The following is a 24,751-nucleotide window of genomic DNA, read 5'->3' on the forward strand; positions in this document are numbered from 1 at the left end:
ATTAAACAATTTCACTCTACAACCACATATCCATTGTTTGCAATGTAAAGCCGTCAGACAGCTTCTTCATTTTCACATTAACATTGAACCTCTTGCCGACTGTTCTATGTACAATAGCTAACTCTTCTCCGTACAATGGCCTCATCAAATACAATTGGCTGATTGACCAAGTTTCCCTCTTTTAATGCTCTGATAAACAAATAAGAGTCATTTTTATACAGCTCGTAAAGGACATTTGCATAATGTTCGTTCTTGTCTCTAAGTAGTTCAAAATTAATCAACGGTATGTATATATCTTTTTCTGATAAATTTAATTTTCATCTTGCACTTCAGAAATAATGTTTGACATTTTTCTATTCTCCTTTTTATATAATGTTTTAAACAAACTAAATTGGGTAAAAATCTGTAGAGGTGATTTTTTGAATAATGATCATAAAGTTACTCATTTATTTTTTCAAAAATCATGGTTTTGCTGGTTGCCATCTTTCCAGAATACACTTCTTGATTTGTAACAGTTTTCTTCTTGGGTTTTGCACTTATCTATACATTCCAAAAACATAGAACAAGTTCGTCAAAAGCACTTTCTTATATTTCGTATTTTTTATTCATCGTTTCATTGACTTACACTTTAGTTAATATGTAATAATAATCCTCCCTTGTGGGAGGATTTTTTGTTTAAACTTATTTCTCAGCAGCTTTTGGGCCCTCTGTATCAGTAATGATAAAGCTATATGAACCAATTTTCTTCTTACGATCTTTGTCTTCATAAATTTGTAACATTGTGGCGTGTCATTAGTGTCGCACCGGCCATTTTAAACTCTTTACGATCTTTAATACAAACAACAGGATATTCGCCTAGAATAATCATATTTGCTAATCCGGCTAAATAGGAAGATCATCCACCTGAAGGAAGGTTTAATGCAAATCCTAGAGTCTGAACAACTGCAGCTAAAGAATATTTTTCAAACTTTGTGCTTCCATACTCAGTTCCTGCTGATTCCCATTCATCAGCAGTTGCTTCAATGTTTTGACTATTAAACCCTGAGGCTGTTTTAAATATATTAACTGGTTGATTAACACTTAATGTAGTTGTTTGGTTGTTTGGTTGTTTGGTTGTTTCCTGCTTCTTATTTAGCCTGTAGGCATTAGCCAGCTCATGTTCTAGAAAGGATTCTTCTATGTAAGCATCAGACATTTTCGCATCCTCAAGTTTAGCAGAAATGCTACTTAAGAAAGCAATCTTCATATCGATAAGATCAATCCATTGGTCTGTTACGCCGACATGATCATGATAAAATGCTTTAATGTTGTCTGCACCCTTACCTGAAAACTCGCTGTCGTCTAGGTCAGCTACAGCTTTAAACGCTTTTTTGAGCTTCACCATTTGCAACCTTAGTTCCTTATACTCTTTGGTTCTTTTATCGGCCTCAAAGAGTAATGAATCAGCCTCAAATACCTTCATATCATTCTCCTTCCTAGACTACTCTATGTAAATTTTACCACAGTAATCTAATTGAATAACAGAAAAAGACAGCCAAAATGACTGTCTTATACATCACACACTATCTTGTTCTATAATAATTTTCTGCGGTATAGTAGCGCCAATCCCAAAAAGGTTCTCCATTGGCCAATATATACCGGTCTAAAAATATTTCAAAGTTTACATTTAATGGATTATATTCTAAACCACTTTCAAATATTTAGAGTTGGGATCACCTTGGTTCACTTTATCTTTATCAATCATTAAATGGCATTCTTCCAATAAGTAGCCAATTGGAATACCATTGATATCTTCAAACAAATCCTCATATTTTAACTCCTCTTCAATCTCTTCAAGGCTAAATAAATAAAGTCCTCCACCTATATTCTCCCCATCAGAAAGAATTTCAAAAATTTTCGCACCGTTATGTAGTGTCATGAACTTCTGATAATCCTCTGGAAGGGTAATCTGATGTTTAGCTTCAAAACTTTGAATGTCGTTAAGGGTTGCTTTGTCCTGTGAAAATGTAACAAGGAACTCCATGATATCTCCTTCAGAACAAAACAATTGAATGGCTCCTTTTTCATCTAAAAGACTTTTCAAGCCATTTACCGTCTTATGAACAAAGTTAGTCACATACATCACCCCTTTATTTCCTTTTAACAATAACCTTTCAAATTCCAAAAGATGTGAACAGATCGTGATAGGTGCTCTTTTCAGTGAATATAATGCAATAAATTCTAAAAAGAGGTGCCTCCAAAAATTGAATTCTCTAATGAATGATGACATGGTAAAGATCATTAGAAATGGCCTTAGCGCATCGCAGCATCCAAAGCACATTCTTGTTATAGGAGCTGGATTGTCCGGGCTTGTATCAGCATCTTTGTTGAAAAATGCCGGTCACAGAGTAACGATTCTCGAAGCGAGCGGCAGAGCGGGCGGCCGTGTCTGCACTTTGAGATCTCCCTTTAGTGATGATTTGTATTTCAACGCTGGCCCGATGCGCATACCGAATAACCATTCGTTAACCTTAGAATATATCAAAAAATTCAAATTGCCAACAAATGTATTTATCAACAGAACCCCGATGGACATCATTTATGCAAATGGAATCAAAACACGTCTCCAAGTTTTTGAACGAGCTCCTGGAATATTGAGATATCCAGTTGCACCAAATGAACAAGGGAAAACGTCTGAAGAGCTGATGCTTTCTTTACTGCAGCCTATTCTAAATTTTATCAATCAAAATCCAGCAAGAAATTGGCGGATTGTCGAAGAACAATACAAAAATCATTCGTTAAGCTCTTTTTTAAACACGTATTTTTCATATGGCGCGATCGATATGATCGGTGTACTTTTGGATATGGAAGCATATATGGGGATGTCCCTTGTTGAAGTATTGCGGGAATCTATCTTTTTTTCATCGCCCGCTCACTTCTATGAGATAACTGGCGGTATGGATCTGCTGCCTCACGCGTTTCTTCCTCAATTAAAAACAAACATTCTATACCATCAAAAAATGATGAAAATGTCTCAGGGTGAAAATCGTGTTACGATCCATTGTCAGCATCAACAAACGGCAGAATTTGCATCGTTCACAGCAGATCTCGCTATTGTAACCATTCCTTTTTCAACATTGCGATTTGTAAAAGTCGAACCATACCATTCATTCTCTTACTATAAACGGAGGGCCATCCGTGAGCTAAACTATATCAGTGCAACAAAAATCGGCATAGAGTTTAAAAGCCGATTTTGGGAAAAAGCCGGTCAGCGCGGCGGCAAATCTATTACTGATCTTCCGATTCGTTTTTCATATTATCCAAGCAGAAATATTGGAGCAAATGGACATGCTGTCATTCTGGCCAGCTATACATGGGCCGATGAGGCACTGATATGGGACAGTCTTTCAGAAGGAGAGCGAATCCAGTATACTTTACTGAATTTATCTGAAATCTATGGTGATATTGTATGGTCTGAATTTGTGTCTGGCACTTCTTTTAGCTGGAGCCAGTACCCGTACTCTGCGGGAGGTTTTACAGCTTTCGAACCAGGACAAGAATTAGAGCTGTATCCCTATATTCCTGTCCCTGAGGGCAGAATTCATTTCGCCGGAGAACACGCCTCACTCACTCATGCGTGGATGCAAGGCGCGATTGAATCTGGAATACGTGTTGCTTATGAGGTCAATCGCTTACCTTAGATCATGCTCACATCTTGTTAAAACTGGTTGATATAAAAAGAAGTGAAGAATTTATACTCCTTTGTTTAAAAGATTAATTCAAATACGGGATGTCTCAACATTCGGTTCTTTATTATCTTTAATGCGGACCTCCCTTTTCTTCCATAATCATTAATAAATACCCAACCATAGAAAACGTTTTAATTAACCATCGGGCGAACTTTCTTTCACTGTATAACGATTCTTAATGTTGCTTTTTATCCTTTACTTGTCCTCTCTTTTTTTCATTGACTTACATTTCTTGAAAACCAGTATAAATCCTAAAGGAATTTTGTAACAAATACAGAATTGGAAAGATAAGCGCCAAAAGAAATGCTAACTCCTTATCTCAAAGACAAAACTGCGCTTATATTAAAAGAAAGAGGTGTCTTTAGAATGGTTCATTTTAAAAACTGCCCTGATCCTTCTCTAAACGCCAATTCTCAGTCTCACCCCGAATTTTCATCCGAATTAGAACATATTAAGACAAGAATGCAAAACTTTATTAAGCACTCGGTTACAGCCCAAAATATCGAAGTTACTGACGCAAGGGTGACGGCCGAAGGAGAGGTCACCTCTCTTTTAAAAGAACGTCTCGACAAGGAATATTATAGGCTTTTATCTAAAATCACCCGGGAAGTAAATGTGGCTGACTTCGGCGCTGTTCCAGATGGAAGAGACAATACTGAAGCTTTTCGAAAAGCAATCGGGAATGGCCGAGTCAAAGTACATGTTCCAGCGGGAGAATACCTCGTTCAAGGGATTAAACTTCCATCTTGGACAACAATTGTTGGACAAGGTAAAGGGATCACAGTGATTAAATTGCATGAAGACACTCCAGCGCATGAATGGGTGATTACAAATGATGATTATCAAAATGGAAATCGCAATATTTTTGTCCAAGGAATGTCATTAGACTGGAATCCAAGTAGACAATGCGGTGTGAGAAATCCAGGGGGACAGTTCTCCAGTTGTTTAACTTTTGCTAAGGTTGAATATGGGTGGATCAAAGATGTGGAAGCGATTAACGCAGGTCTTCATGGTATTGATATTACATCGCCAACGTATGACCATTTGCCTGATACCGATTGGACAAAAGACGGATCAAGATATATTTGGATCGATAACTGTGTGACATATGGTTCAGGAGACGACGGCATTACCACCCATTATAGCGAATACATCTTTATTTCAAACTGCCATTCAGGAAATCCGCGGGGAACAGAATTTGCTGAAGGTGTTTCAAACTCCAACGGAATAGAAATTGACGACGGCTCTAGGCATGTGTGGCTTTTGAATAACTTTACAAGCGGCAACATCCGCGGAGTTGAAGTAAAAGCCCATGAACTGTGGCCAGCCTCTCAAAACGTCCATATCATAGGCCATATTTCTTATCGCGATGTTCGTGCATTTGATCTTCGTCATATTGGTCACCATCAAATTACAGATCCTGAAAGCACAACAGCATACGATGTCACACTCATTGATTGTTCAGCAGTTGAACCAGTTTTCAACTCGCTTTACGATGCTGTGACCCCAAGAGCGCTGGTTATTTCGGCATATAAAAACGTTAATGTAAGCGGATTCACAGCGATTGGTGATCCAGACTATGATTATAAAGAAAACCCTGTCGTAGCCTTGCAATATCGCAGCCAAAATATAACCATTAATGGTATTAAAATTCGCGGTTTTAAAAAAGCCGGTGTTGATATTAATTTATCAGGCGGATCAAATAAAACTGATTATATTAAAATTTCAAATTTTGATATTTATAAATCTGCTCCAAAAGGAATTTCAATCGGTGGAGGCCTCTACAATGTCAATATTCTAAATGGAACGATGATTACTGACAATGGGACAGTTGCAATTCAGTCCCCCAATAATCAGGCCACAATTCTCGGTGTACAATCAGAAGGTTATAGTGTGGCAGCCTCAATCAAAGGCCAAACATACCAACAAGTTCCAATCAATTTGAAAGGAGGCATACAGCTTGCAACGACCTCTGGCTTTGCCGTTAACCAAACAAGCGCAGTTATAGCAGGTACCGGCGACATTACGGCCCGCGGAGAAAGAAATGCGGTCATTAGCTCTTCTGGAGGCTCCAGTACTGAAGGCTCTCGCGCATTAATCGCTTCTTCAAATAACGCACATATTAGAGGAAACCAAGCGTCAAGAACAATACTGTCTTCTGAAAATATTATACTTGAGGAACCATACACCGTGGCAGGAGGTCATCAATCAATAAAGTGGCTTCTTGACTCTGTTCGGGGAAACGGGACGTTTGCCGGTGCAATCAGTTCTTCTTTAGGTGGATATGGAGAGTATTTTGAGAGTTCAACTGGACAGTTAATCCATACTGGTACAATCGTGACTTTAAGAGGTGAAAAAATTGTGCCCGCGAATGTTGGAGATTATATGCTTGGCGTTATTTCAGAAACTTCAGCTTTCATTTCAGGAGCCTCCAGTTTCGTCTGGCAGGGCCGTTATTTGACAAATGAGTTCGGCGGATTTATTTATGAAACGGTGACTGATGAGGAAAGCGGTGAACTCATACGTGTTCCCAAACAAAATCCAGACTACGATACAGCGCTGGAGGCAAATTATCATTCACGGGCAGCAAGAGACGAATGGCACGTTGTAGGGTTGGTTGGCCAACATTATGTGCGTATTGACGAAACTGTCAATCAAGGAGATTATCTTACGGCACATAATGGAATAGGAACAAAAGCCACTGAAGGAAGCTGGAAAGTAATGAAAATAACCTCTGCTTACACATCAGAAAAAGGGTATGGTATCGCTCTAACCGTCATCAAATAGTGGATACGCCGACCAGTTCAATATATGTTTATCCAAATAATTAGATCTCTTTTCTAGGTTCTTTATTCCTTGTATGTTATTATCAATTTTCAATATCTACCAAAACACCCCTAATATACTATCGTAATTAACTTATATTATAATCAAAAAAATTTTGACAGCTGTTCCTTCTCGTTATTCATGAAAGTTGCTATTGAAATGAGTAAATGGATATCATATTAGACTTCTATAGCAAATACACCATATATATCCTTTAAGTATTTACAAATTGAAAATGTTTCATGAGGCTTATTAAAAGTATTGTTCTTTTATCATCTGTAAGTCGATACAAATTGCATTAAGATCACACCTAAATCACACTGAGTTTTTTCTTACAAAAAAATGAAAACCCTTTCCATTCTAAATTCATTTCACCGTTACTAAAAGTAATCCTTGCATTCCTTCGCCCTTCATGCTATATTCATATAGCGATGAGCTGAATTGTGTAAGTCGATGTACATGCCTTTACGGCACACACGAATGTGGCGTGTGGTGCATCGCCTCAATACGCAAAGACGTTTGCCTTAGGCAAACGTCTTTTTTGTGTTATCCGATTTTTGTGCCGTTTGAAACAGGCTGATCCGGCTGCAAAAGGACGACATCGCCCTGGCCGGGTATGCCGCCGAGGACCAAGACTTCCGATTTAAATCCGGCGATCCGGCGGGGCGGAAAGTTCACGACTGCTATGACTTGCTTGTTGACGAGACCTTCCGGCTGGTAACGCTTCGTGATCTGCGCGCTCGATTGTTTTATGCCGATTTCTGTCCCAAAATCTATTACAAGCTTGATTGCCGGTACTCTTGCTTCAGGAAATTCTTCCGCTTTTACAATTGTTCCCGTTCTGATATCCAATTTCTCAAAGTCTTCAATAACTGCCATATCAATAACTCCTTTTTCTCCTATTGTAAAGGAGATATACAATATTCTTTTAACTAAAGAGCCATCATTTTTTATCCGAATATAAGGTGTTTCGATACAGGCGGGGCGGCATTCCTGTGCTTTTCGTGAACCATCTTGTAAAAGAAGAAAGGTTTTGAAAGCCCAGCGCCTCGCTCACGACGGTAAGGGTTTCATTTCTCTCCATCAGCATTCGTTTTGCTTCCTCAAGGCGAAGGTCGGCAATATAGTTCTGCGGGGACTTCCCTGTCTGTTTTTTGAACCAGCTTGAATAGTAAGCTGGGTGATAATGCTCGATTTCTGCCAGCTTCTTAATCGTCAGCCGCTCAAATAAATGGCTGTGAATGTATGCAATTGAGGCATAGCTATGGGATTGAAGCTTTTCTTTTATGTATTGTACTAGCATATGAAGCGAGTTGGCTGTTCCGGCCTTTGCTTCCTCTGTCAGCAAGTACCTGATCGAAGACCAGAAAGGATCGAGTGCAGCTTCAATTCCCGATCCTGCACGATACTCATCAATTTTCATTGCATGAAGCGGAACATCCAGTACAAGACATTCATTTCTTCCGATAGAACGGAAACGATGCTCACACTGCGGAGGAATATATAAAAAATGATCTGGCTTTAATTTCACCTGGCGCTCTTCAGTCTCAAGATCAATACTCCCTTCAAGCGGAAAAAGAAATTGGCTGTATGCGTGCTTATGTGAATGATAAAGGCGTGTGTACGTCCGTTTTTCGCAAATCATCTCTTGAAGCGAGTCCATCAGCAAACCCCTTCCTTTGGTCATCTTTTAATCCGGTAATGGTGTTCCGATATAGGCGAAAACCCGATTTTTTCATATAAAGAAACTGCCGCCAGATTTTCTTTCATCACTTGTAAAAACATGCGTTCCGCTCCGTTGTTTTTTGCCCATTCAGTCAACACCCTGATCACTTGGGTTCCTGCCCCTTTTCCTCTGTGCTCCTCAGCTACAACGATATTACTAAGTCCGCCATAACCATCAATGACAGAAACCGTGCCAAGCGCTGTCAGGCTTTCTTTGTCATACATCTTGAAAAAAGTTTTACACGGCGGCATGCGTTCGAATATGTGTTTGTAACCTTTGTGACGCTCGGGTGAAAACCCTTCTAATTGAATAAATTCATCTATCCAAACAGATGATGGCTCTTGTTCCCACTTGTATGTAAATCGGCTGTTGTCATTTGTTCGGCTCATAATTGACCGGCACAACGCTGTCATCTGGAAGCACTCGTCTACCTTTTCATAACGGCTGTCTGCCAATGCGTCATCAAGCCCTTTCGGTGATGCGTTGCTAATATGAAAACAAACAGGTAAGCCTAAACTTTGATAAAAAAGTTCGGCCTCTAGCTGAAAATCCCCTTCAGGCATATCCGCAGAAGTCCATACGCTATTTGCCCTTTTGGTTACGCCAAAATTCGCTCTGAGAAGCCATTTCCCTATGCTTTTTTGAAAATAAGCCGGCCATGAAGCTGCCGCTAATCGTTCAATCTTGTGAATGTCATCCATTGCATAATGCCTCTCCCCTATGTATACTCCCTTGATATTATACAATATTCAGAAATATAAGACATCTATTTATTTGTTTACATAATATTTTTATTGTTTACTAATAATCCTGACAAAAATGTCCGAATTGAAAATGACAGGCTTTCTAAAATGTCCTCCTCACGTTCAAATGCTTCTTTTGCGATTAAAGCAGTAAAGCCATGCAGCAGGCTTCTTAGCCCCCTTGTCGCATGAATGGCAGTCTTTTCACTTGCATAGCCGTTTTCAATGAGCAGCTTCGTCACAAGACGGACAATTTGGTCTGAAGCGATTTCCGCCCTTTTGTCCTGAACCTTAAGCAGAGCCGCTTCATAATATCCGGGATTTTCAATTGCAAAATCAACATATGCATGAGCTAAAGAAAGCATAGCAGAATCTCCCTTTCGTTCGGTTACGGAGTCTGCCATTTGATCAAAAAGCTTTTTCAGTCCTCTGACAGCAAGTTCTGTTCTGATTGCTTGCAGCCCGTTGATATGGTTATACAATGACGGAGGGCGCACATTCATTTTTTTAGAAAGTGCCGCAAGTGAGACACCATTTACCCCTTCCTGATCGGCAATCTCCGCTGCAGTGTCTACAATCATTTTTTTGGTCAAACCTATTCTCGGTGACATTGCTCATCATCCTTTCTTTGCTTTTTGGATCGCCTGTCTCATCCGCTCTGAAGGTGATCGCAGGAATTTTCCATGTCCGACAGCGAGACAGGAAGGCGCCTTATCGGCGAGCAATTGTGCACTTTTGATGGCCTCCTCCTTATTCCATGTAGCGAAAGCGGGAAAAGGAAACGTCCATTTTATCTGGCCTGAAACAGCGATTCCTCCGCGCAACTGAAACGCATCTCCTGCTATTAAAGTGCCGTTTCTTGTATCAAGAAATGACATGCTGCCCGGTGTATGGCCCGGTGTTGGAATGGCAAGCAGGGAACCAATTGTTTCACCGCCCGTCAGCAGTTGGTGAGGCTTTGTTTGTATGTGTTTCGGAATACCTCCTTTTATAGGCGTCTGCGGCTCATCTTGCCGCAAGGATGTGTCACCTTGGAGCAAGAATGAATCTCGTTCCGAGATCATAACCTTTGCATGCGGAAATGTTTGTGCCAATGTATCCAGTGATCCGACATGGTCCCCATGTGCATGAGTCAGTAAAATATGCTGAAGCGGTTTTCCAAGCTGATTCACAGCTTGAATAATCCCTTTATAGCTGCCTGGCAGTGCGGCATCAATAAGGGTGACTTCGTTTTCTTCCTCTACTAAATAGCAATTAACCGGAAACAATGCTGGAAAAAAAGTCAGCTGCCAAACCGTTTGGTACTGAGTAATTCTCATCTTTTTATTCCTCCTAACAAAAACTAATGGTGTTAGTTTTATTATTAACTAACACCATTAGTTTTTCAAGAGTTTATTATTTTTTTATCGCTACATAAATGTTAACTTGTGCTCGCTGTGGCACTGCGGCACTTTGATCATACATCTCAAAGTCACCTGTAAACGTGCGCAGATGCCGCTTATCCCAAGTCCAAATTTCCTTCCACGTTTCAAGCACAATCTCTTCAATAGGGCCGATTCTGGAAGTGAAAACGGCGTAAGCGGAAGCCGGCAAATTAATGTTTTCATATGGTTCCGGAAGAGTACTGCTGTGTTCCTGAAACGTTCCGACTGAAAACGTATAAAACCCATTCGTCTCTTGTTCATAATTCGAATATAAGGCAATAATGCTCTTGTCTTTTTCAGCCTGTGATAAAAGAGCGCTCATATCCTGCTTCCAGAATTGATCCCACAGTGCCGGAATCCTCCTTTCTTCCGTCATTTCCAGTGCGTTGCTTGTCCGTTGTGACAGTCCGGCAAATCGTTTCCGGTCTAAGTGTGTTATATGTGAAAAGCCCATACGATCTCCTCCTTTTTTTAAGATTATAGACAAAGAAACCTGACAGCAGTGTGTCAGGTTTCATATATTTTTTGCATGTGATGAATGGTTTCTTTTACTTTATCCCGTATATGAAGAGGCTGCAGAACCTCAATATCCTTTCCGAACTGGAGCAAAAAACCGATCAGCCATTGATCTTCTGGAAGTGAAATCACTGCCCGGCAGATTTCATCTTCCTCACAGTGAAGAACATCATATCCGAACCATTCACCTATACGCTGACGTGCTGACGGCTGAACAAGAATAACCAATTCAGTTAAACGGCCCTGCTGGTACCAATTCTTATCCCATGGCAAAGTATCCAGCTGAATGTCTTTTCTGATAAAGGTCTGATGTAAGATGGCCAGATCTTTCATCCGGTTTAGTTTAAAAAAACGAAAATCATTTCTTACCAGGCAGTAGGCATATAAATACCAGTGCCCCGCCTTGCAAACCAATGTATAAGGTTCAGTTTCACGAAGAAGAGTTTCCCCGCTTGCGCTTGTATATGTAAAAGATATCGTTGACAACCGATCGATGGCAGCGCTTATTTTCTCACGAAGCGCCTTTTGATCCTCAGTATGGCCCCATGCCGTCATGTCAATAAACCATTTTTCTGTTTGGTGCTTAAATGCTTGAGCAGATTGCTCAGGTATAAGGTGTTTGATTTTTTGATAGGCTGTGCTGTGAGAAACGGGTTCATACATAGATGAAACGCTTTGCAAAGCGGAAGCAATTGCAAACAATTCCTCCTCCTTCAGCCACTCTCTTTCAAGCCGATACGTTTCCATGATGCCAATTCCGCCCCCGGAACCCTGTGAGGTCACAATCGGAATACCAGCCCTATTGATCGTCTCAATATCACGGTAAATTGTTCTGACAGATACTTCAAACAGCTCAGCAAGCTCTGCAGCCTGCACTTGTTTTTTGCTGATCAATAACACAACCATCGCTAACAAACGTTCCAGTTTCATTCTGCGCACCTTTTCTTCTTGTATTTTCCAACAAAACAATCATAACATTTTGATAAAGCTTGGGCATATCTATTATGCGGCGGAATACACCTCGCATATGCTATGAAAACAGGGGTTTCCCCTTCTTTTTTGTGTTCAGTATTTATTTCAGCTACTATTTCCGACCGGATAAGCATACACTTCTCAACGGAGGGGATTTCACATCATGCATCTTACACTTCAGAGCGTTTATCCTGCCATGATCATCATCTTTTTTCTGTATAAAAAAATTAAAAGGTCCATCGGATACCAGCCGCTGAAGCCCCGCTGGCTGTTCACCCGTATCATTCTTTTCTCGCTGTTTGCTTTTGGCCTTTCAATCTTCAGCGCCATTCACCCTTTTTTATATGGATATCTCATTTTGGGCATTCTTGGCGGATGGCTCCTTGTCTTTTTCGCTAAGAAAAACATCTCTTTTGAAAAACGCAGAGGAAAGATCTATTTTCGGACTCATATTTGGGTAGAGGTGATTCTCTTAACTTTATTTCTATCAAGATTTCTGTATCGAGTGACGGAGCTTTATCTTACCTCACCTGATCTAAACCGCCTTGGATCATACAGTCAGTCAATCGGAACGGACCCTCTGACAATTGGCGTCTGTTTTCTGATAGCCGTTTATTATATCGGTTTTTCTTCTTTTGTCATCAAGCTCAGCAGAAACGAACTTGAACAGCACGAATACAATAAAGAAAAAGACATCCTTGCCCGCTAACAGCGAGTTAAGCAAGGATGTCTTTTTCAATCATGCTGCGTATGATGGATCATTTGCTGAAGAACATCTAAAACATGTTCATCCTCCGGAGAGTAATAAATCGATGTTCCTTCCCTGCGCGATTTGACAAGCCGGAGATTTTTTAAAAATCTAAGCTGGTGGGACACAGTGGATTGCAGTAAATTCAGCTTTTCTGCAATTCCGTTTACTGCATGCTCACCCTGGGACAATAAATGGAGAATTCTGATTCGGGTAGGATCAGAAAGCGCTTTGAATGTTTGCGCGACTAGAAACAGCGTCTCCTCGTCCAGATCAGCAGCCGATTGTTCCGTTTCTCTAAATTCAGTCATATGTATCACCTTTCTTTATTCATAGTTTTATCTTATAACAAATGCGCTTGAGTGCAAACCAGCCTGCTTGTATTCCATTTCAATCTCATAGTTTAAATTTATGTTTCAAATCAGGTTTTTACTTGGTCTGATATACCGTCTTATGTCATAATAAAAAAGGTCATACTGCTCCAAACATTGAGGGTGAAACACAGTGAAGAAAAAGAGAAAAGGCTGTTTCGCTGCTGCGGGTTTTATGATGATTTTTGTTTTTGTCATCGCCTCTTTTTTATTGGTCCTGCTTTTTTTCAACCGGGATTTAATCAAAAAACTTCCGATCGATACGAAAACGATTGTTTTGGAACGTTTAACCGATTACAAACCCTTGGTGGAAGAAGAGCTTGAAAGCCAAGGACTCTCTAATTATACATCACTCATATTAGGCATGATGTATCAGGAGTCAAAAGGAAAAGGCAATGATCCCATGCAGTCCTCTGAATCTCTGGGGTTAAAACGCAATGAGATAACAGACCCTCAACTCAGTGTTAAACAAGGCATCAAGCAATTTACCCTCATGTACAAGACCGGTAAGGAAAAAGGCGTGGATTTGGATACCATTATTCAAAGCTACAACATGGGGGCAGGTTACATTGATTTTGTAGCTGAACATGGAGGAACGCATACTGAGGAATTGGCAAAACAATACTCCGAGCAGCAAGTCAAAAAAAATCCTGATCTGTATACTTGCGGGGGAAATGCGAAAAATTTCCGCTATCCGTATTGCTACGGTGATTATACGTATGCAGAAAAAGTAAAAGAAAAAACAAAAACTGTTGAAGAATCTTTGCAGGTTGCAACACTTGAAACCATGGAATCCAAGGCTCATGAATAAGAGTCTATCAATTTACTGACAAAAGCCCAAAAATGAATTTGGGCTTTTGCCATGTTTACACGTAAAAAAAGCCATACTGAGTATGGCTTTTAATAATACGGTGAAATCATCAAATATACAATAACGCCTGTAAGGCTTACATACAGCCATAGAGGCATTGTCCATCTCGCAATTTTTTTATGGCGCTCCACCTGCATGCTGAAGCCTCTGATCAGCGTAAACAGCGCAAGCGGCACAATGATTGCAGAAAGGCAGATATGTGTAATTAAAATAAAGAAATAAATCGGGCGCATAATACCTTCTCCGCCATAGAGCGTGTTTTCCGCAATCGAGTGGTACGTCACATAGCAAATCAAAAATAGTAATGTTGTTGTGAATGCGGCCAAAATAAAGCGTTTGTGAGCTTTGATATTTTTCTGTTTAATCATAATCAGCGCGGCCAATAAGAAGATAAACGTAAAGCTGTTGAATATCGCATTCAGCATTGGCAAAATGTGAATATTCGCATGGCTGAACTGATCTAATTTAGGCATAAAAAACAGCACTGCGATTAAACCGTTAATCAGAACTGTCAGCGTAAGGACAATCCCCGTGTAATTTTTCGGTTTATTTTCTGTTTGGTTCATTTGGTGACCTCTCCTAATTTGTACTGGCTATCCAAATCGTATGCAAATTCAAAGAAGATGTCAACGGTTTCGATTGCTTCGTCAGAAATTAGACACACTTCAAAGGCCGGAGGCTATTAGCCCCGGCCTGTTAGGTTTACGCCTCTTTTATCAAATGTTCAATGACCTTATGTTCATTTTCATTCAGCAGGTTCTTTTGAATTTTCGAATGAATGGGTTTATTCATATGCTGATCCAAGATATCGGCCGTTTCTTTATCCCCGGCAATAACCATTCGTTCCCATCTTTTCGCGGCAGCTTTTTGATCAAGGCTGGCAGCCAGCCGCTTATACAGTCTCGATTGGTTCTCTGTTACATGTTCCCTCATCCGGTTCTCTTCAAATGGTGGCGCTTTGTCTACAGCGGAATGGCTATTCTTCCAAGACTCATTGATCATATCATACTCATAACGCTCCACCGCCTCAATTTTTCCTAAAACAGTTTCAATAATTTTCACTTCATGCTGCTGAGTTAAAATAAACGCCGTACTTGGGTATGCCTGGCGCAAACCCTTTAGCTGATCCAGGACAGCTGTTTCTTCCCAGTAAAATCTTGTATCTACAGGGACTTGAAGCTTAATAGGTTCCCATATGCCGCTGTCGGAAACAAAAAACACGAGACTGCGGGGCATGTCTTTTCCCATTGCATTCAAGTATTGATTCATTTTAGCCCTGATTCCATCCAGACACTTTTCCTCCTCTGGATCACTAGCTGCCAAATACTCTTTTAATCGGCTGAATCCTGACTTTAGGGCAATCTTCCATTCTCCCCCCTGCTGCTCTGGATCTCTCATGTCTGTATTGAGATACAGAGAGAGAATTTTATCCGGCGGTTCCAATTGGACATACTGTAATTTGTTAATCAATGAATCAATCGCCATTCCGATTCCTCCTTTTTCACAGGTTAGTTTTCTTTTTCCTCTCTTAAAAACGATCAAACCTGACTTTCCGCTAATTTCTAGTAATAATGGAATTGTTGTTTACAATACGCCTCTCTTCTAATACAATTGGTAACTGTGTTTCTAAGCTGATTTTTGAAAGGAGTTTGATCTTGTTTACTATTAAAGAAAAAAATCGTCAAGAGCTTGAAGAAGAATTAAATGATTTAGAATTTCAAATTTATCGCATGCAGGAGAATATGAAGGATTTATCTAAAGATGCCAAAGTGCTTGGTATTGATCAATCGAAACATGATGAGTGGATGATTGTTTCCTCGATTGATGATGGCCAAACATGCAAAATTATGCTAACTGATTGTAAAACGGCTTACCGAGGAAAAGGCTGTTTTTCACTTGTAGCGTCTTACAAGGACGATGCCATTCATATAGGCGATATAAAAGGCCCTCCGAATCACGGGTTTGGTTCCATTTGCATGAAATATTTAAAAGATATAGCAAGAGACCACAATATACCGAAAGTCACCGGAGACATCGCCAAACGGGATTGGAATCATGTAGACCGGCTGATTCACTTTTATGAAAAACATCAATTCAAAGTATGTATCGATAATGATACCCAATCCGGCAGCATTAAGTGGGTTGATTTGTAAAAAAGTCTGGAAGAAAGAGCCAATATATGCTGTAATGGTAAAAAACCATTGATGGAGGGTTCTATGTACGCCTCAAAACTGAAAAAGGGAGACGAAATCCGGATCGTGTCTCCCGCGACCAGCATGTCTATATTATCAAATGAAGCAAAAATCCAAGCAAAAACGGCGTTAGAACGCTTAGGTTATCGGGTAACCATCGCTGAACACGCAAATGAATGTAATGAATTTGATTCATCCTCTATCGAGTCAAGAGTCCATGATCTGCACGCTGCCTTTTTTGATCCAGGCGTCAAAGCGATTTTAACGACACTCGGAGGGTTTAATTCAAATCAGCTGCTGCGTTATCTTGATTACGAGAAAATCAAACGACATCCAAAAATTCTGTGCGGCTATTCCGATATAACCGCTCTTTGCAACGCAATTTATCGAAAAACGGGTCTTGTTACGTATTCAGGCCCCCACTTCTCAACATTTGCAATGAAAAAAGGGCTTGATTATACACAAGAGTATTTTCTTTCTTGCTGCGCTTCGGACGACCCGTTTGAAATTCTTCCTTCAAGTGAGTGGAGCGATGACCGCTGGTTTTTGGATCAAGAAAACAGGCGTTTTTATCCTAATAACGGCCCTGTTGTAATCCAAGAAGGTTATGCGGGATGATTATATGTCAGACATCCATATGTTTGATCGCGATCTGCAATCACTCATCCACCTCCCCGCTTTTTCACATGTAAAGGCGATTTTGATCGGCAGATTTCAGAAAGCATCAAACGTATCAATGGATCTTGTAAAAGCCATGATCGAAACAAAAAAAGAATTATCCAGCATCCCGATCATCGCAAATATAAATGCCGGACATACCTCGCCAATTGCCACGTTCCCTATAGGAGGAACATGCAGGATTGAAGCTATTTCGGGTACATCACGAATATGGATTGATAAACATTAATCAGCTTGTAAATTTTTTTACAAGCTTTTTTAGCGCAATCGGTTATGCATGCCGCACGAGACATGACAAATGTCATATAGGAGGCATGATGTGTGCTACTACAAAAGACTTCTCTCATTAGCGTATACTGAACCGAGACACACAATGAGAGGATACTTACTATGACTGAACAAACCATTGCACATAAGCAAAAACAGCTGACAAAGCAAGTCGCTGCATTTGCTCAGCCTGAAACAAAAAACAGCCTGATTCAGCTTTTAAACACGTTTATTCCATTCTTCGGCCTGTGGTTTCTTGCTTATCTCAGCCTCGATGTCTCCTATCTTCTTACGTTAGCATTAACGGTGATTGCCGCAGGTTTTCTGACAAGAATTTTTATCATCTTCCATGACTGCTGCCATCAATCTTTTTTCAAACAAAAACGCTATAACCACATTCTCGGTTTTCTGACAGGTGTCCTGACTTTATTCCCGTATCTTCAATGGCAGCACAGCCATTCGATTCATCATGCAACTAGCAGCAATCTGGATAAACGCGGAACAGGAGACATCTGGATGTTAACAGTAAACGAATATAAAGCTGCATCCAGACGAACAAAGCTTGCATACAGACTTTATAGAAACCCGTTTATCATGTTTATTCTCGGACCGATTTATGTTTTTCTGATCACGAACCGTTTTAACAAAAAAGGAGCAAGACGCAAGGAACGTGTAAACACATACCTTACGAATCTGGCAATTGTCGCGTTGGCTGCTGCTTGCTGTCTGATCTTTGGCTGGCAATCGTTTTTACTGGTGCAAGGCCCGATATTTCTGATTTCAGGTTCAATCGGTGTTTGGCTGTTTTATGTGCAGCATACCTTTGAAGATTCTTATTTTGAAGCGGATGAAAACTGGAGCTACGTTCAGGCTGCTGTTGAAGGCAGTTCATTTTATAAACTCCCGAAACTGCTTCAATGGCTAACAGGCAATATTGGTTACCACCACGTTCATCATTTGAGTCCAAAGGTGCCTAACTATAAGCTTGAAGTTGCTCATGAACATCACGAACCATTAAAAAACGTACCGACAATCACCTTAAAAACAAGCCTGCAATCACTTGCGTTCCGTCTATGGGATGAAGATAACAAACAGTTTGTGTCATTTCGGGCTATAAAACATATAGCTGTAAGCCTTCCGCCTGATTCACCAGAAAAACAGAAGCTGCGGAAGAATGCCTGATGATAAAGGAGGTCTTCTAATATACTAGAAGGCTTCCTTTTATTGTTTGAGGGTGCATTCTGGCTTTCACAATGATAAAGTTACAAGTAAGATGAAAAGCTGAAAATGAGGTAAGATCATGATTAAAAATCATTTTACATTTCAAAAACTAAACGGAATTACGCCCTATATATGGACGATATTTTTCATCCTCCCCTTCTACTTTATATGGAAATCATCATCTACATTTGTTATTATTGTCGGCATCATTTTGACGCTTTTATTTTTTTCGGTATATCGATTTGCTTTTGTCTCAAAAGGCTGGACCATTTATTTGTGGGGATTTTTATTAATTGGCATTTCAACCGCCTCCATTACTCTGTTCAGTTATATTTATTTTGCTTTTTTTATCGCGTATTTTATAGGAAACATTAAGGAACGCGTCCCTTTTCATATTTTATATTATGTCCATTTAATAAGCGCAGCCGTCGCAGCCAATTTCAGTCTCGTATTAAAGAAGGAATTCTTTCTGACACAAATTCCTTTTGTCGTCATAACCCTCATCAGCGCAATTTTATTGCCCTTTAGTATAAGAAGCCGCAAGGAGCGCGAACGGCTTGAAGAAAAGCTCGAGGATGCAAATGAACGGATTGCAGAACTGGTAAAATTAGAAGAACGTCAGCGAATTGCCCGCGATCTCCATGATACGCTTGGGCAAAAGCTTTCTCTTATCGGTTTAAAAAGCGACTTAGCAAGAAAATTGATATACAAAGATCCCGAACAAGCAGCTCGTGAACTGAAAAGTGTTCAGCAAACAGCGCGAACTTCTTTAAATGAAGTAAGAAAAATCGTTTCCTCTATGAAGGGCATACGGCTCAAGGATGAATTGATCAACATCAAACAAATTCTCGAAGCAGCTGACATTATGTTTATCTATGAAGAAGAGAAATGGCCTGAAAATATCTCATTGCTGAATGAAAACATTTTGAGCATGTGCTTAAAGGAAGCTGTCACAAATGTCGTCAAACACAGCCAGGCTAAAACTTGCCGAGTTGACATTCAGCAGCTCTGGAAGGAAGTTGTGATAACAGTGTCTGACGATGGAACATTCAAAGGAGAAGAAAATTCCTTTTCAAAAGGACATGGCTTACTCGGGATGAGAGAACGGCTTGAGTTTGCAAACGGAAGCCTTCACATCGATACCGAAAACGGGACCAAGCTTACCATGGCAATTCCTAATAATTCAAAATAAACATAAAGGATGGCTTATATGATTAGTATATTTATTGCAGAAGATCAGCAAATGCTGCTGGGCGCTTTAGGATCACTTCTAAACCTCGAAGACGATATGGAAGTCGTAGGCAAAGGTACAACCGGCCAAGATGCTGTTGATTTTGTCAAAAAACGCCAGCCTGATGTATGTATTATGGACATTGAAATGCCCGGAAAAACAGGGCTTGAAGCTGCTGAGGAGCTAAAAGATACAGGCTGCAAAATTATCATCTTAACCACCTTCGCCAGACCCGGTTACTTTCAGAGAGCTATTAAAGCTGGCGTTAAAGGCTATTTGTTAAAAGACAGTCCGAGTGAAGAGCTGGCCAACGCCATCCGTAGCGTCATGAACGGAAAACGCATCTATGCACCTGAGCTGATGGAGGACTTATACAGCGAAGCTAACCCTCTTACAGATAGAGAAAAAGAAGTGCTCGAACTTGTGGCTGACGGTAAAAACACAAAAGAAATCGCTCAGGAACTCAGCATCAAAAGCGGGACGGTGCGGAATTATATCTCAATGATTCTAGAAAAGCTTGAAGTGAAAAATCGAATTGAAGCCATTACCCGGTCAAAAGAAAAAGGCTGGTTTAAATAAAAAAGGATCTTGGCATCTGCCAGGATCCTTTTTGTTAACCTGAAATTCCCGTTTGAGAACCTCGTCGCAACCAGAATTAAATTGATCCATATCCTCGCTCCTACGCCCGCTGAACGATTGCTTGGTTAACAGCCCAATAAAAGACTGGATTGAATGATATCCCTGTTAAAATGGTCGGCCATTGCACATCAGCAGAATTTCTGATATTGATTATTTTGTATTTTCAGTATGACAAAGTTGTGCCACTTCGCTCCCGAAGCTGCCATGCCCAACTGCAAGAGCCTAATATCACAATAAAAAACCGTCTGAAATCAATCCGATTCCGTAAATGATAGTAACAACCAGCTATAAATGTCATGATGCCGAATGTCTCTGTAATGTGGAACCAATCTTTTAACCCGAGAGCCCCTGAATCGCACATAAAGAGAAAAACGGGACCACTTTCTTTTATCAGCATATGATATAAACAGCTCTAAGCAGAACAAAAAAAAGACACAAGCCAAAAGCTCATGTCTTTTATCACAATCTATATTATTAGTTTAAGACTTTAACACTTACAGTTTTGACGCCCCAATTAGAAGCATCACTTTTACTTGGTACAAATACGTCGATTTTATTTCCTTTAATAGCGCCGCCAGTGTCTGCTGCTGTTGCTTCCCCGTAGCCTTCAACATAGACTTTAGAACCTAGCGGAATTACATTAGGATCAACCGCAATAACTTTCGCATTCGGGTTCTTATTTAAGTCAATGCCTGTAGCTGTAACGCCGGAAATGCCGCCGTCGTTAGCAGTGTAAGCAGTAGCAGTAACTGTTAGTTCTTTTGAAGCTTCTTGATTATTTGTATTTGATTGAACAGCCTTCTCCTCTGTGTTAACAGAAGTTTCTGCCTCAGCCTTTGTTTCTTGTTTAGGTTGCTGTTGTACAGCTTCTTGTTTAGGTTGCTCTTTTTGCACAGCCTCTTGTTTTGGCGCAGCTTGAGGTGCGTTTGTTTGCGCATTCTCAGTAGCTGTGTTTGCTGCTGTTGCCTGACCTTTTACTGAAAGAGTTGATCCAGCATAGATCATGTCAGAGCTTAAGTTATTCCAAACTTTCAGGTTGTTGACTGTCGTGCCGAATTTTTGAGCAATCTTAGAAAGCGTATCTCCCGCTTTAATTGTATATTGCCCAGTCGTGGTTGTTTCTTCTGAAGAAATGGTCAGTTTTTCTCCTGCAATGATTTTATCAGAAGTTAACTTGTTCCATTCTTTTAAGTCCTTTAGGTTCACTCCATTTTTCTGAGAGATTCCCCAGAGCGTATCACCCTTTTGCACCGTAATTTCTTTTGCAGAAGCGTGAGCTCCGAATGCAGTTGTTGAAAGTGCAGCAACTGCCACAAAGGACATAATCGTCTTCTTCATAAGTAAATCCTCCCTTGTTAGCTTTTTATTGGCGGCTAACAGGTGATATCGTAACACACGTAAATGTCAAATCAATAACAAAAAGATATGATTTAGATTACAGTTCCTTTACATGAAGGATTTCTCTCTGATGGAAAGACTTGCTGAACCCTTGATATAATAGGCTTCGCAGGTCTTTTTATTTTGAGGCGAAACAGAGAAAATAAAATGTGTTTTTTATAGAAAAAAAGATTGTTTTTCTGTTTTTTTAGTCTGTCATCCTTGCATAAGCTTGTATTTCTTGTAAAAAAAGCCGGCCGTATTTTGCTCTTTTTTGTTCTCCGACTCCTTTTATAGACAAAAGTTCATCATCATTTACGGGCTGTTTTCCTGACATTTCTTTTAACGTTTGGTCAGAGAAAACAACAAATGGCGGAACACCCTGCTCAGCCGCAATTTCTTTCCGAACCATGCGCAATCGTTCAAATAGCTCGTCATTTTCAGTAATCGCTGCCGCTTTTAACGCTTCTTTTCTCGCTACTGATAATTCTCCTTTCAGCACATTCCTTCCTTTACTGCTGACAAAAAGAGTCGGAAACGTTCCGTCGGACATCCTGATGAAGTCGTCAGAAATAAGAAATTCGATAAAATCACTGATTTCGCCAACGGATTGGTGTTTTAATATCCCGTATGTTGAAAGGTCGGAAAAGCCGTTTTCAAGAACTTTTTTATTTTTGGAGCCGGCAAGCACCTGTGCAACCATCGTCTTGCCAAACCGTTCTTTCATGCGAATGATACAAGATAAGACCATTTGCGCCTCCCGCGTCACGTCATGGGCCGCTCTTGTATCGGTACAGTTTCCGCACTGTCCGCACGCATCAGGCTCCTTTTCTCCGAAATACATAAGGATAAAACGCTGCAGACAATCTTCCGTATGGCAGTAGTCGACCATTTGTCTCAGCTTTTTTAAATCCTGCTTTTGTTTCTCTTCATGTTCTGATTGCTCAATTAAGAAGCGCTGTACCATAATATCCTGCGGTGAAAACAGGAGAACACATTCACTGGCAAGACCGTCCCGTCCAGCTCGTCCTGCCTCTTGATAATAGCTTTCCATATCTTTCGGAATTTGTGCATGCAGAACAAATCTGATATTTGATTTATCAATACCCATTCCAAAAGCAGAGGTTGCCACCATCACTTGAAGCTCATCATTAAGAAACCTTTCCTGCTGCTCTTTTCTCACATAATCAGCCAAACCTCCGTGATACCGACCTGCCCTGACTTGATTTCGTTTCAATCTCTCATATATCCGATCAGCTTCTTTTCTGGTCGCGGTATAGACAATTCCTGCTTCATGCCTGTTGTTTTGCACATATTCGTCTATAAACCGATCTTTATTTTCTCCTTTTACTACTTTAAAGGTTAAATTCTCTCGGGAAAATCCGGTATATACCGTGTTTTCTTTTTGAATATGCAGCTGTTTGCAAATATCATCATGAACCTCGGGTGTGGCTGTTGCTGTTAACGCCATGATGACAGGCTTGCCGTGTAATTCACGGAACAAGATTTCAATATTCCTGTAGCTTGGCCTGAAATCATGGCCCCATTGAGAAATACAGTGCGCCTCGTCTATTGCGACCAAAGGAACATCTATGCCCTGCAAAATCCGGATAAACTCTGTGGACGTTAGTCGCTCTGGTGTAATGTAAAAAAGCTTATAAGCCCCTTCTTTGAGTCCGTTCAGCCTCTCATATATTTCCTGATTGGATTGTGTGCTGTTAATGTAGGCGGCGTTAATCCCCGCTTCTTCTAACGCATCAACTTGATCCTTCATCAAGGAAATCAACGGTGATATGACGATCGTCGTCCCTTCAAACATTAATGCCGGAATTTGATAGCAAATCGATTTGCCGCCTCCCGTCGGCATAATGCAGGCCGTATTTTGCCTCGCTTCCGTCACCAAGCGGATCGCTTCATCTTGGCCGCTCCGAAACTTCTCATAACCAAAATAATGAGCCAGAAGGGATTGGGCTCTATGTAACATAACGTGTAAACCTCGCTTTTCCTTGAATTTCTCCCATCATATCATAAAAAAGCGGCCTTCATTTCTTTCACACAAAAATGGAATATTCACTATACCAAACCTTTTTAGATAAAATAAAAAGCCATTTCCGAAAAGGAAATGGCTTTCGCTACGTCTTGCCGTATGCAAGTAAGAAAGTTTTAAACCACCACTCCTCAAAGTGGGTGTTTGCAGAAACGTTCCTGTCGTCCTCTGCAATGGAGGCATGACATTCCGGCTTCGATATAAAACTCCCTATTACAGCTTAAAGGTTAAAACTTAATTAACAATACGCACAAAGTAGCTTCTTTAATATAGTACACCATCAGGCGCTTTTAATCAAGAGGTCAGAACAATTGTTTAGAAAAACTTTTTCCAGTGAATAAAACTGTTTTTTCTCCAAAATACCTGACAATTCGACAAACAAAAAATATATTACAATAAAAAAATAGCCTTTATTGCTAAAAGCGAATGATTATTTTCTTCTATATTAATGTGTATATACAAAAAGACTCCTATTTGTAACGATAGGAGTCTTGGCTTTATTAGAATTTTGCAGCAAGATCTTTTGCTTCTTGTAAACCTTTTTCAACGATTTCTTGCGCTTGATCAGGTGCTGCGTTATGTCCTTCGATGACAACTGTGTGCAAGTCTTGAACACCCCAGAAACCAAGAACTGTTTTCATGAAGTTTAATGACATTTCAAGTGCAGCCATTGGTCCTTCTGAGTAGACACCGCCGCGAGCGTTAAGAAGCGCAACTTTTTTGCCGCCCATTAAACCGACTGGTCCTTCTTGTGTGTATTTGAATGTAACGCCTGCGCGAGACAGATAATCAACATAAGTATGAAGCACTGCTGGCACTGTGAAGTTCCAAAGCGGGAATGCGAAAACAACTTTGTCAGCTTTTACAAACTGGTTCAGATATTTGTCAGCAATTGCTGCTTGTTTTTTCTCATCTTCTGTCATTTCCATTCCTTGACCTGCTTTAAATGTTCCGTTAATCATATCTCTGCCAAGGTAAGGAAGGTTTTCCTTATGAAGATCTAATTCAACCACTTCATCATTAGGGTTGTTTTCTTTATAAGCAGCTAAGAAAGCTTCGTAAAGTTTAGTTGAAACGCCTTCTTCAGCTGTACGGTCGCTTGATTTTACAAATAAAACTGTAGACATTTGTATTCCTCCCGGTAAACTTTTTATATTTACTTACAAATAGTATG

General features: G+C 40.3%; 21 protein-coding genes, 1 other RNA gene and 4 pseudogenes. 9 read left to right on the plus strand and 17 right to left on the minus strand.

Features of this window, described 5'->3' with window-relative positions; genetic code table 11:
- Nucleotides 1-16: 16 nt before the first annotated feature.
- The 3 pseudogenes from MKX38_RS10090 to MKX38_RS10100 form a co-directional block, all read right to left on the minus strand.
- Nucleotides 17-374: pseudogene (locus tag MKX38_RS10090) on the minus strand (hypothetical protein).
- 764 nt (nucleotides 375-1,138) lie between these two features.
- Nucleotides 1,139-1,462: pseudogene (locus MKX38_RS10095) on the minus strand (T7SS effector LXG polymorphic toxin); the annotation flags it as partial.
- A gap of 100 nt (nucleotides 1,463-1,562) precedes the next feature.
- Nucleotides 1,563-2,116, minus strand: a pseudogene (locus MKX38_RS10100) (SMI1/KNR4 family protein).
- Nucleotides 2,117-2,243: 127 nt separating this feature from the next.
- Here MKX38_RS10100 and MKX38_RS10105 point away from each other — a divergent pair.
- Together MKX38_RS10105 and MKX38_RS10110 are read left to right on the plus strand one after the other, a co-directional pair.
- Nucleotides 2,244-3,680 carry a flavin monoamine oxidase family protein gene (locus MKX38_RS10105; RefSeq protein WP_339189354.1) on the plus strand — a complete coding sequence of 479 codons (1,437 nt, stop codon included), beginning with the start codon at nucleotides 2,244-2,246 and terminating at the stop codon, nucleotides 3,678-3,680.
- A 414-nt stretch (nucleotides 3,681-4,094) separates the two neighbouring features.
- The gene (locus MKX38_RS10110) at nucleotides 4,095-6,515 is read left to right on the plus strand and encodes a peptidase G2 autoproteolytic cleavage domain-containing protein (protein ID WP_032677248.1); all 2,421 of its coding nucleotides are present in this window, start codon (nucleotides 4,095-4,097) and stop codon (nucleotides 6,513-6,515) included.
- Nucleotides 6,516-7,100: 585 nt separating this feature from the next.
- Here MKX38_RS10110 and csaA read toward each other — a convergent pair.
- The 7 genes from csaA to MKX38_RS10145 form a co-directional block, all read right to left on the minus strand.
- Nucleotides 7,101-7,433 carry a chaperone CsaA gene (gene csaA / locus MKX38_RS10115; RefSeq protein ID WP_017697558.1) on the minus strand — a complete coding sequence of 111 codons (333 nt, stop codon included), beginning with the start codon at nucleotides 7,431-7,433 and terminating at the stop codon, nucleotides 7,101-7,103.
- A gap of 64 nt (nucleotides 7,434-7,497) precedes the next feature.
- Complete coding sequence (locus tag MKX38_RS10120; protein ID WP_080477820.1) at nucleotides 7,498-8,223, minus strand: helix-turn-helix domain-containing protein; 726 nt, start codon at nucleotides 8,221-8,223, stop codon at nucleotides 7,498-7,500.
- A 14-nt stretch (nucleotides 8,224-8,237) separates the two neighbouring features.
- Nucleotides 8,238-8,981, minus strand: a complete 744-nt coding sequence (locus tag MKX38_RS10125; RefSeq protein WP_064911723.1) for a GNAT family N-acetyltransferase — start codon at nucleotides 8,979-8,981, stop codon at nucleotides 8,238-8,240.
- Nucleotides 8,982-9,058: 77 nt separating this feature from the next.
- Entirely contained in the window at nucleotides 9,059-9,634 is a 576-nt protein-coding gene (locus MKX38_RS10130) for a WHG domain-containing protein (RefSeq protein ID WP_339189359.1), read from the minus strand.
- 6 nt (nucleotides 9,635-9,640) lie between these two features.
- A complete protein-coding gene (locus MKX38_RS10135) occupies nucleotides 9,641-10,342 on the minus strand; it encodes an MBL fold metallo-hydrolase (RefSeq protein WP_086343935.1) in 702 nt (233 codons plus the stop codon).
- A 76-nt stretch (nucleotides 10,343-10,418) separates the two neighbouring features.
- The gene (locus MKX38_RS10140; RefSeq protein WP_086343936.1) at nucleotides 10,419-10,901 is read right to left on the minus strand and encodes a GyrI-like domain-containing protein; all 483 of its coding nucleotides are present in this window, start codon (nucleotides 10,899-10,901) and stop codon (nucleotides 10,419-10,421) included.
- 53 nt (nucleotides 10,902-10,954) lie between these two features.
- A complete protein-coding gene (locus tag MKX38_RS10145) occupies nucleotides 10,955-11,893 on the minus strand; it encodes a YafY family protein (RefSeq protein ID WP_339189362.1) in 939 nt (312 codons plus the stop codon).
- Nucleotides 11,894-12,098: 205 nt separating this feature from the next.
- On the opposite strand from MKX38_RS10145, the gene csk22 reads away from it, so the two are divergent.
- Nucleotides 12,099-12,644 (plus strand): mother cell-specific sporulation protein Csk22, encoded by a 546-nt coding sequence (gene csk22, locus MKX38_RS10150; RefSeq protein WP_080529424.1) that lies wholly within the window; start codon nucleotides 12,099-12,101, stop codon nucleotides 12,642-12,644.
- A 26-nt stretch (nucleotides 12,645-12,670) separates the two neighbouring features.
- Here csk22 and czrA read toward each other — a convergent pair whose 3' ends face one another.
- Nucleotides 12,671-12,994, minus strand: coding sequence for a Zn(II)-responsive metalloregulatory transcriptional repressor CzrA (czrA, locus tag MKX38_RS10155; RefSeq protein ID WP_003231284.1), 324 nt, complete (start codon nucleotides 12,992-12,994; stop codon nucleotides 12,671-12,673).
- 193 nt (nucleotides 12,995-13,187) lie between these two features.
- Between czrA and MKX38_RS10160 the strand changes: the two genes are divergently transcribed.
- On the plus strand, nucleotides 13,188-13,865 hold the full coding sequence (locus tag MKX38_RS10160; protein ID WP_003231283.1) for a lysozyme family protein: 678 nt from the start codon (nucleotides 13,188-13,190) through the stop codon (nucleotides 13,863-13,865).
- Between the two features lie 89 nt (nucleotides 13,866-13,954).
- Here MKX38_RS10160 and MKX38_RS10165 read toward each other — a convergent pair whose 3' ends face one another.
- On the minus strand, nucleotides 13,955-14,491 hold the full coding sequence (locus MKX38_RS10165) for a DUF420 domain-containing protein (RefSeq protein ID WP_003231280.1): 537 nt from the start codon (nucleotides 14,489-14,491) through the stop codon (nucleotides 13,955-13,957).
- A 136-nt stretch (nucleotides 14,492-14,627) separates the two neighbouring features.
- Entirely contained in the window at nucleotides 14,628-15,410 is a 783-nt protein-coding gene (locus MKX38_RS10170) for a VLRF1 family aeRF1-type release factor (RefSeq protein WP_015251912.1), read from the minus strand.
- A gap of 170 nt (nucleotides 15,411-15,580) precedes the next feature.
- On the opposite strand from MKX38_RS10170, the gene MKX38_RS10175 reads away from it, so the two are divergent.
- The 5 genes and pseudogenes from MKX38_RS10175 (at nucleotide 15,581) to desR (ending at nucleotide 20,093) form a co-directional block, all read left to right on the plus strand.
- Entirely contained in the window at nucleotides 15,581-16,078 is a 498-nt protein-coding gene (locus MKX38_RS10175; RefSeq protein ID WP_015251911.1) for an N-acetyltransferase, read from the plus strand.
- 63 nt (nucleotides 16,079-16,141) lie between these two features.
- Nucleotides 16,142-17,024: pseudogene (locus MKX38_RS10180) on the plus strand (LD-carboxypeptidase).
- 161 nt (nucleotides 17,025-17,185) lie between these two features.
- Entirely contained in the window at nucleotides 17,186-18,244 is a 1,059-nt protein-coding gene (gene desE, locus MKX38_RS10185) for a fatty acid desaturase DesE (protein ID WP_015251909.1), read from the plus strand.
- Nucleotides 18,245-18,362: 118 nt separating this feature from the next.
- Nucleotides 18,363-19,475 (plus strand): two-component sensor histidine kinase DesK, encoded by a 1,113-nt coding sequence (desK, locus tag MKX38_RS10190; protein ID WP_015251908.1) that lies wholly within the window; start codon nucleotides 18,363-18,365, stop codon nucleotides 19,473-19,475.
- Between the two features lie 18 nt (nucleotides 19,476-19,493).
- Nucleotides 19,494-20,093 carry a two-component system response regulator DesR gene (desR, locus tag MKX38_RS10195; RefSeq protein ID WP_004399356.1) on the plus strand — a complete coding sequence of 200 codons (600 nt, stop codon included), beginning with the start codon at nucleotides 19,494-19,496 and terminating at the stop codon, nucleotides 20,091-20,093.
- A gap of 534 nt (nucleotides 20,094-20,627) precedes the next feature.
- On the opposite strand, the gene MKX38_RS10200 is transcribed toward desR, so the two are convergent.
- The 4 genes from MKX38_RS10200 to azoJ all read right to left on the minus strand — a co-directional run bounded on the left by MKX38_RS10200 (nucleotide 20,628) and on the right by azoJ (nucleotide 24,704).
- The gene (locus MKX38_RS10200; RefSeq protein ID WP_003231267.1) at nucleotides 20,628-21,491 is read right to left on the minus strand and encodes a 3D domain-containing protein; all 864 of its coding nucleotides are present in this window, start codon (nucleotides 21,489-21,491) and stop codon (nucleotides 20,628-20,630) included.
- Nucleotides 21,492-21,738: 247 nt separating this feature from the next.
- Entirely contained in the window at nucleotides 21,739-23,514 is a 1,776-nt protein-coding gene (gene recQ, locus MKX38_RS10205) for a DNA helicase RecQ (RefSeq protein WP_033884034.1), read from the minus strand.
- A 141-nt stretch (nucleotides 23,515-23,655) separates the two neighbouring features.
- A non-coding RNA gene (ssrS, locus tag MKX38_RS10210) (6S RNA) lies at nucleotides 23,656-23,842 on the minus strand.
- Between the two features lie 235 nt (nucleotides 23,843-24,077).
- Nucleotides 24,078-24,704 carry an FMN-dependent NADH-azoreductase AzoJ gene (gene azoJ, locus MKX38_RS10215; protein WP_003231260.1) on the minus strand — a complete coding sequence of 209 codons (627 nt, stop codon included), beginning with the start codon at nucleotides 24,702-24,704 and terminating at the stop codon, nucleotides 24,078-24,080.
- Nucleotides 24,705-24,751: the final 47 nt, after the last annotated feature.

The organism is Bacillus sp. FSL M8-0025, assembly GCF_037975475.1.
Taxonomy (GTDB): Bacteria; Bacillota; Bacilli; order Bacillales; family Bacillaceae; genus Bacillus; species Bacillus subtilis.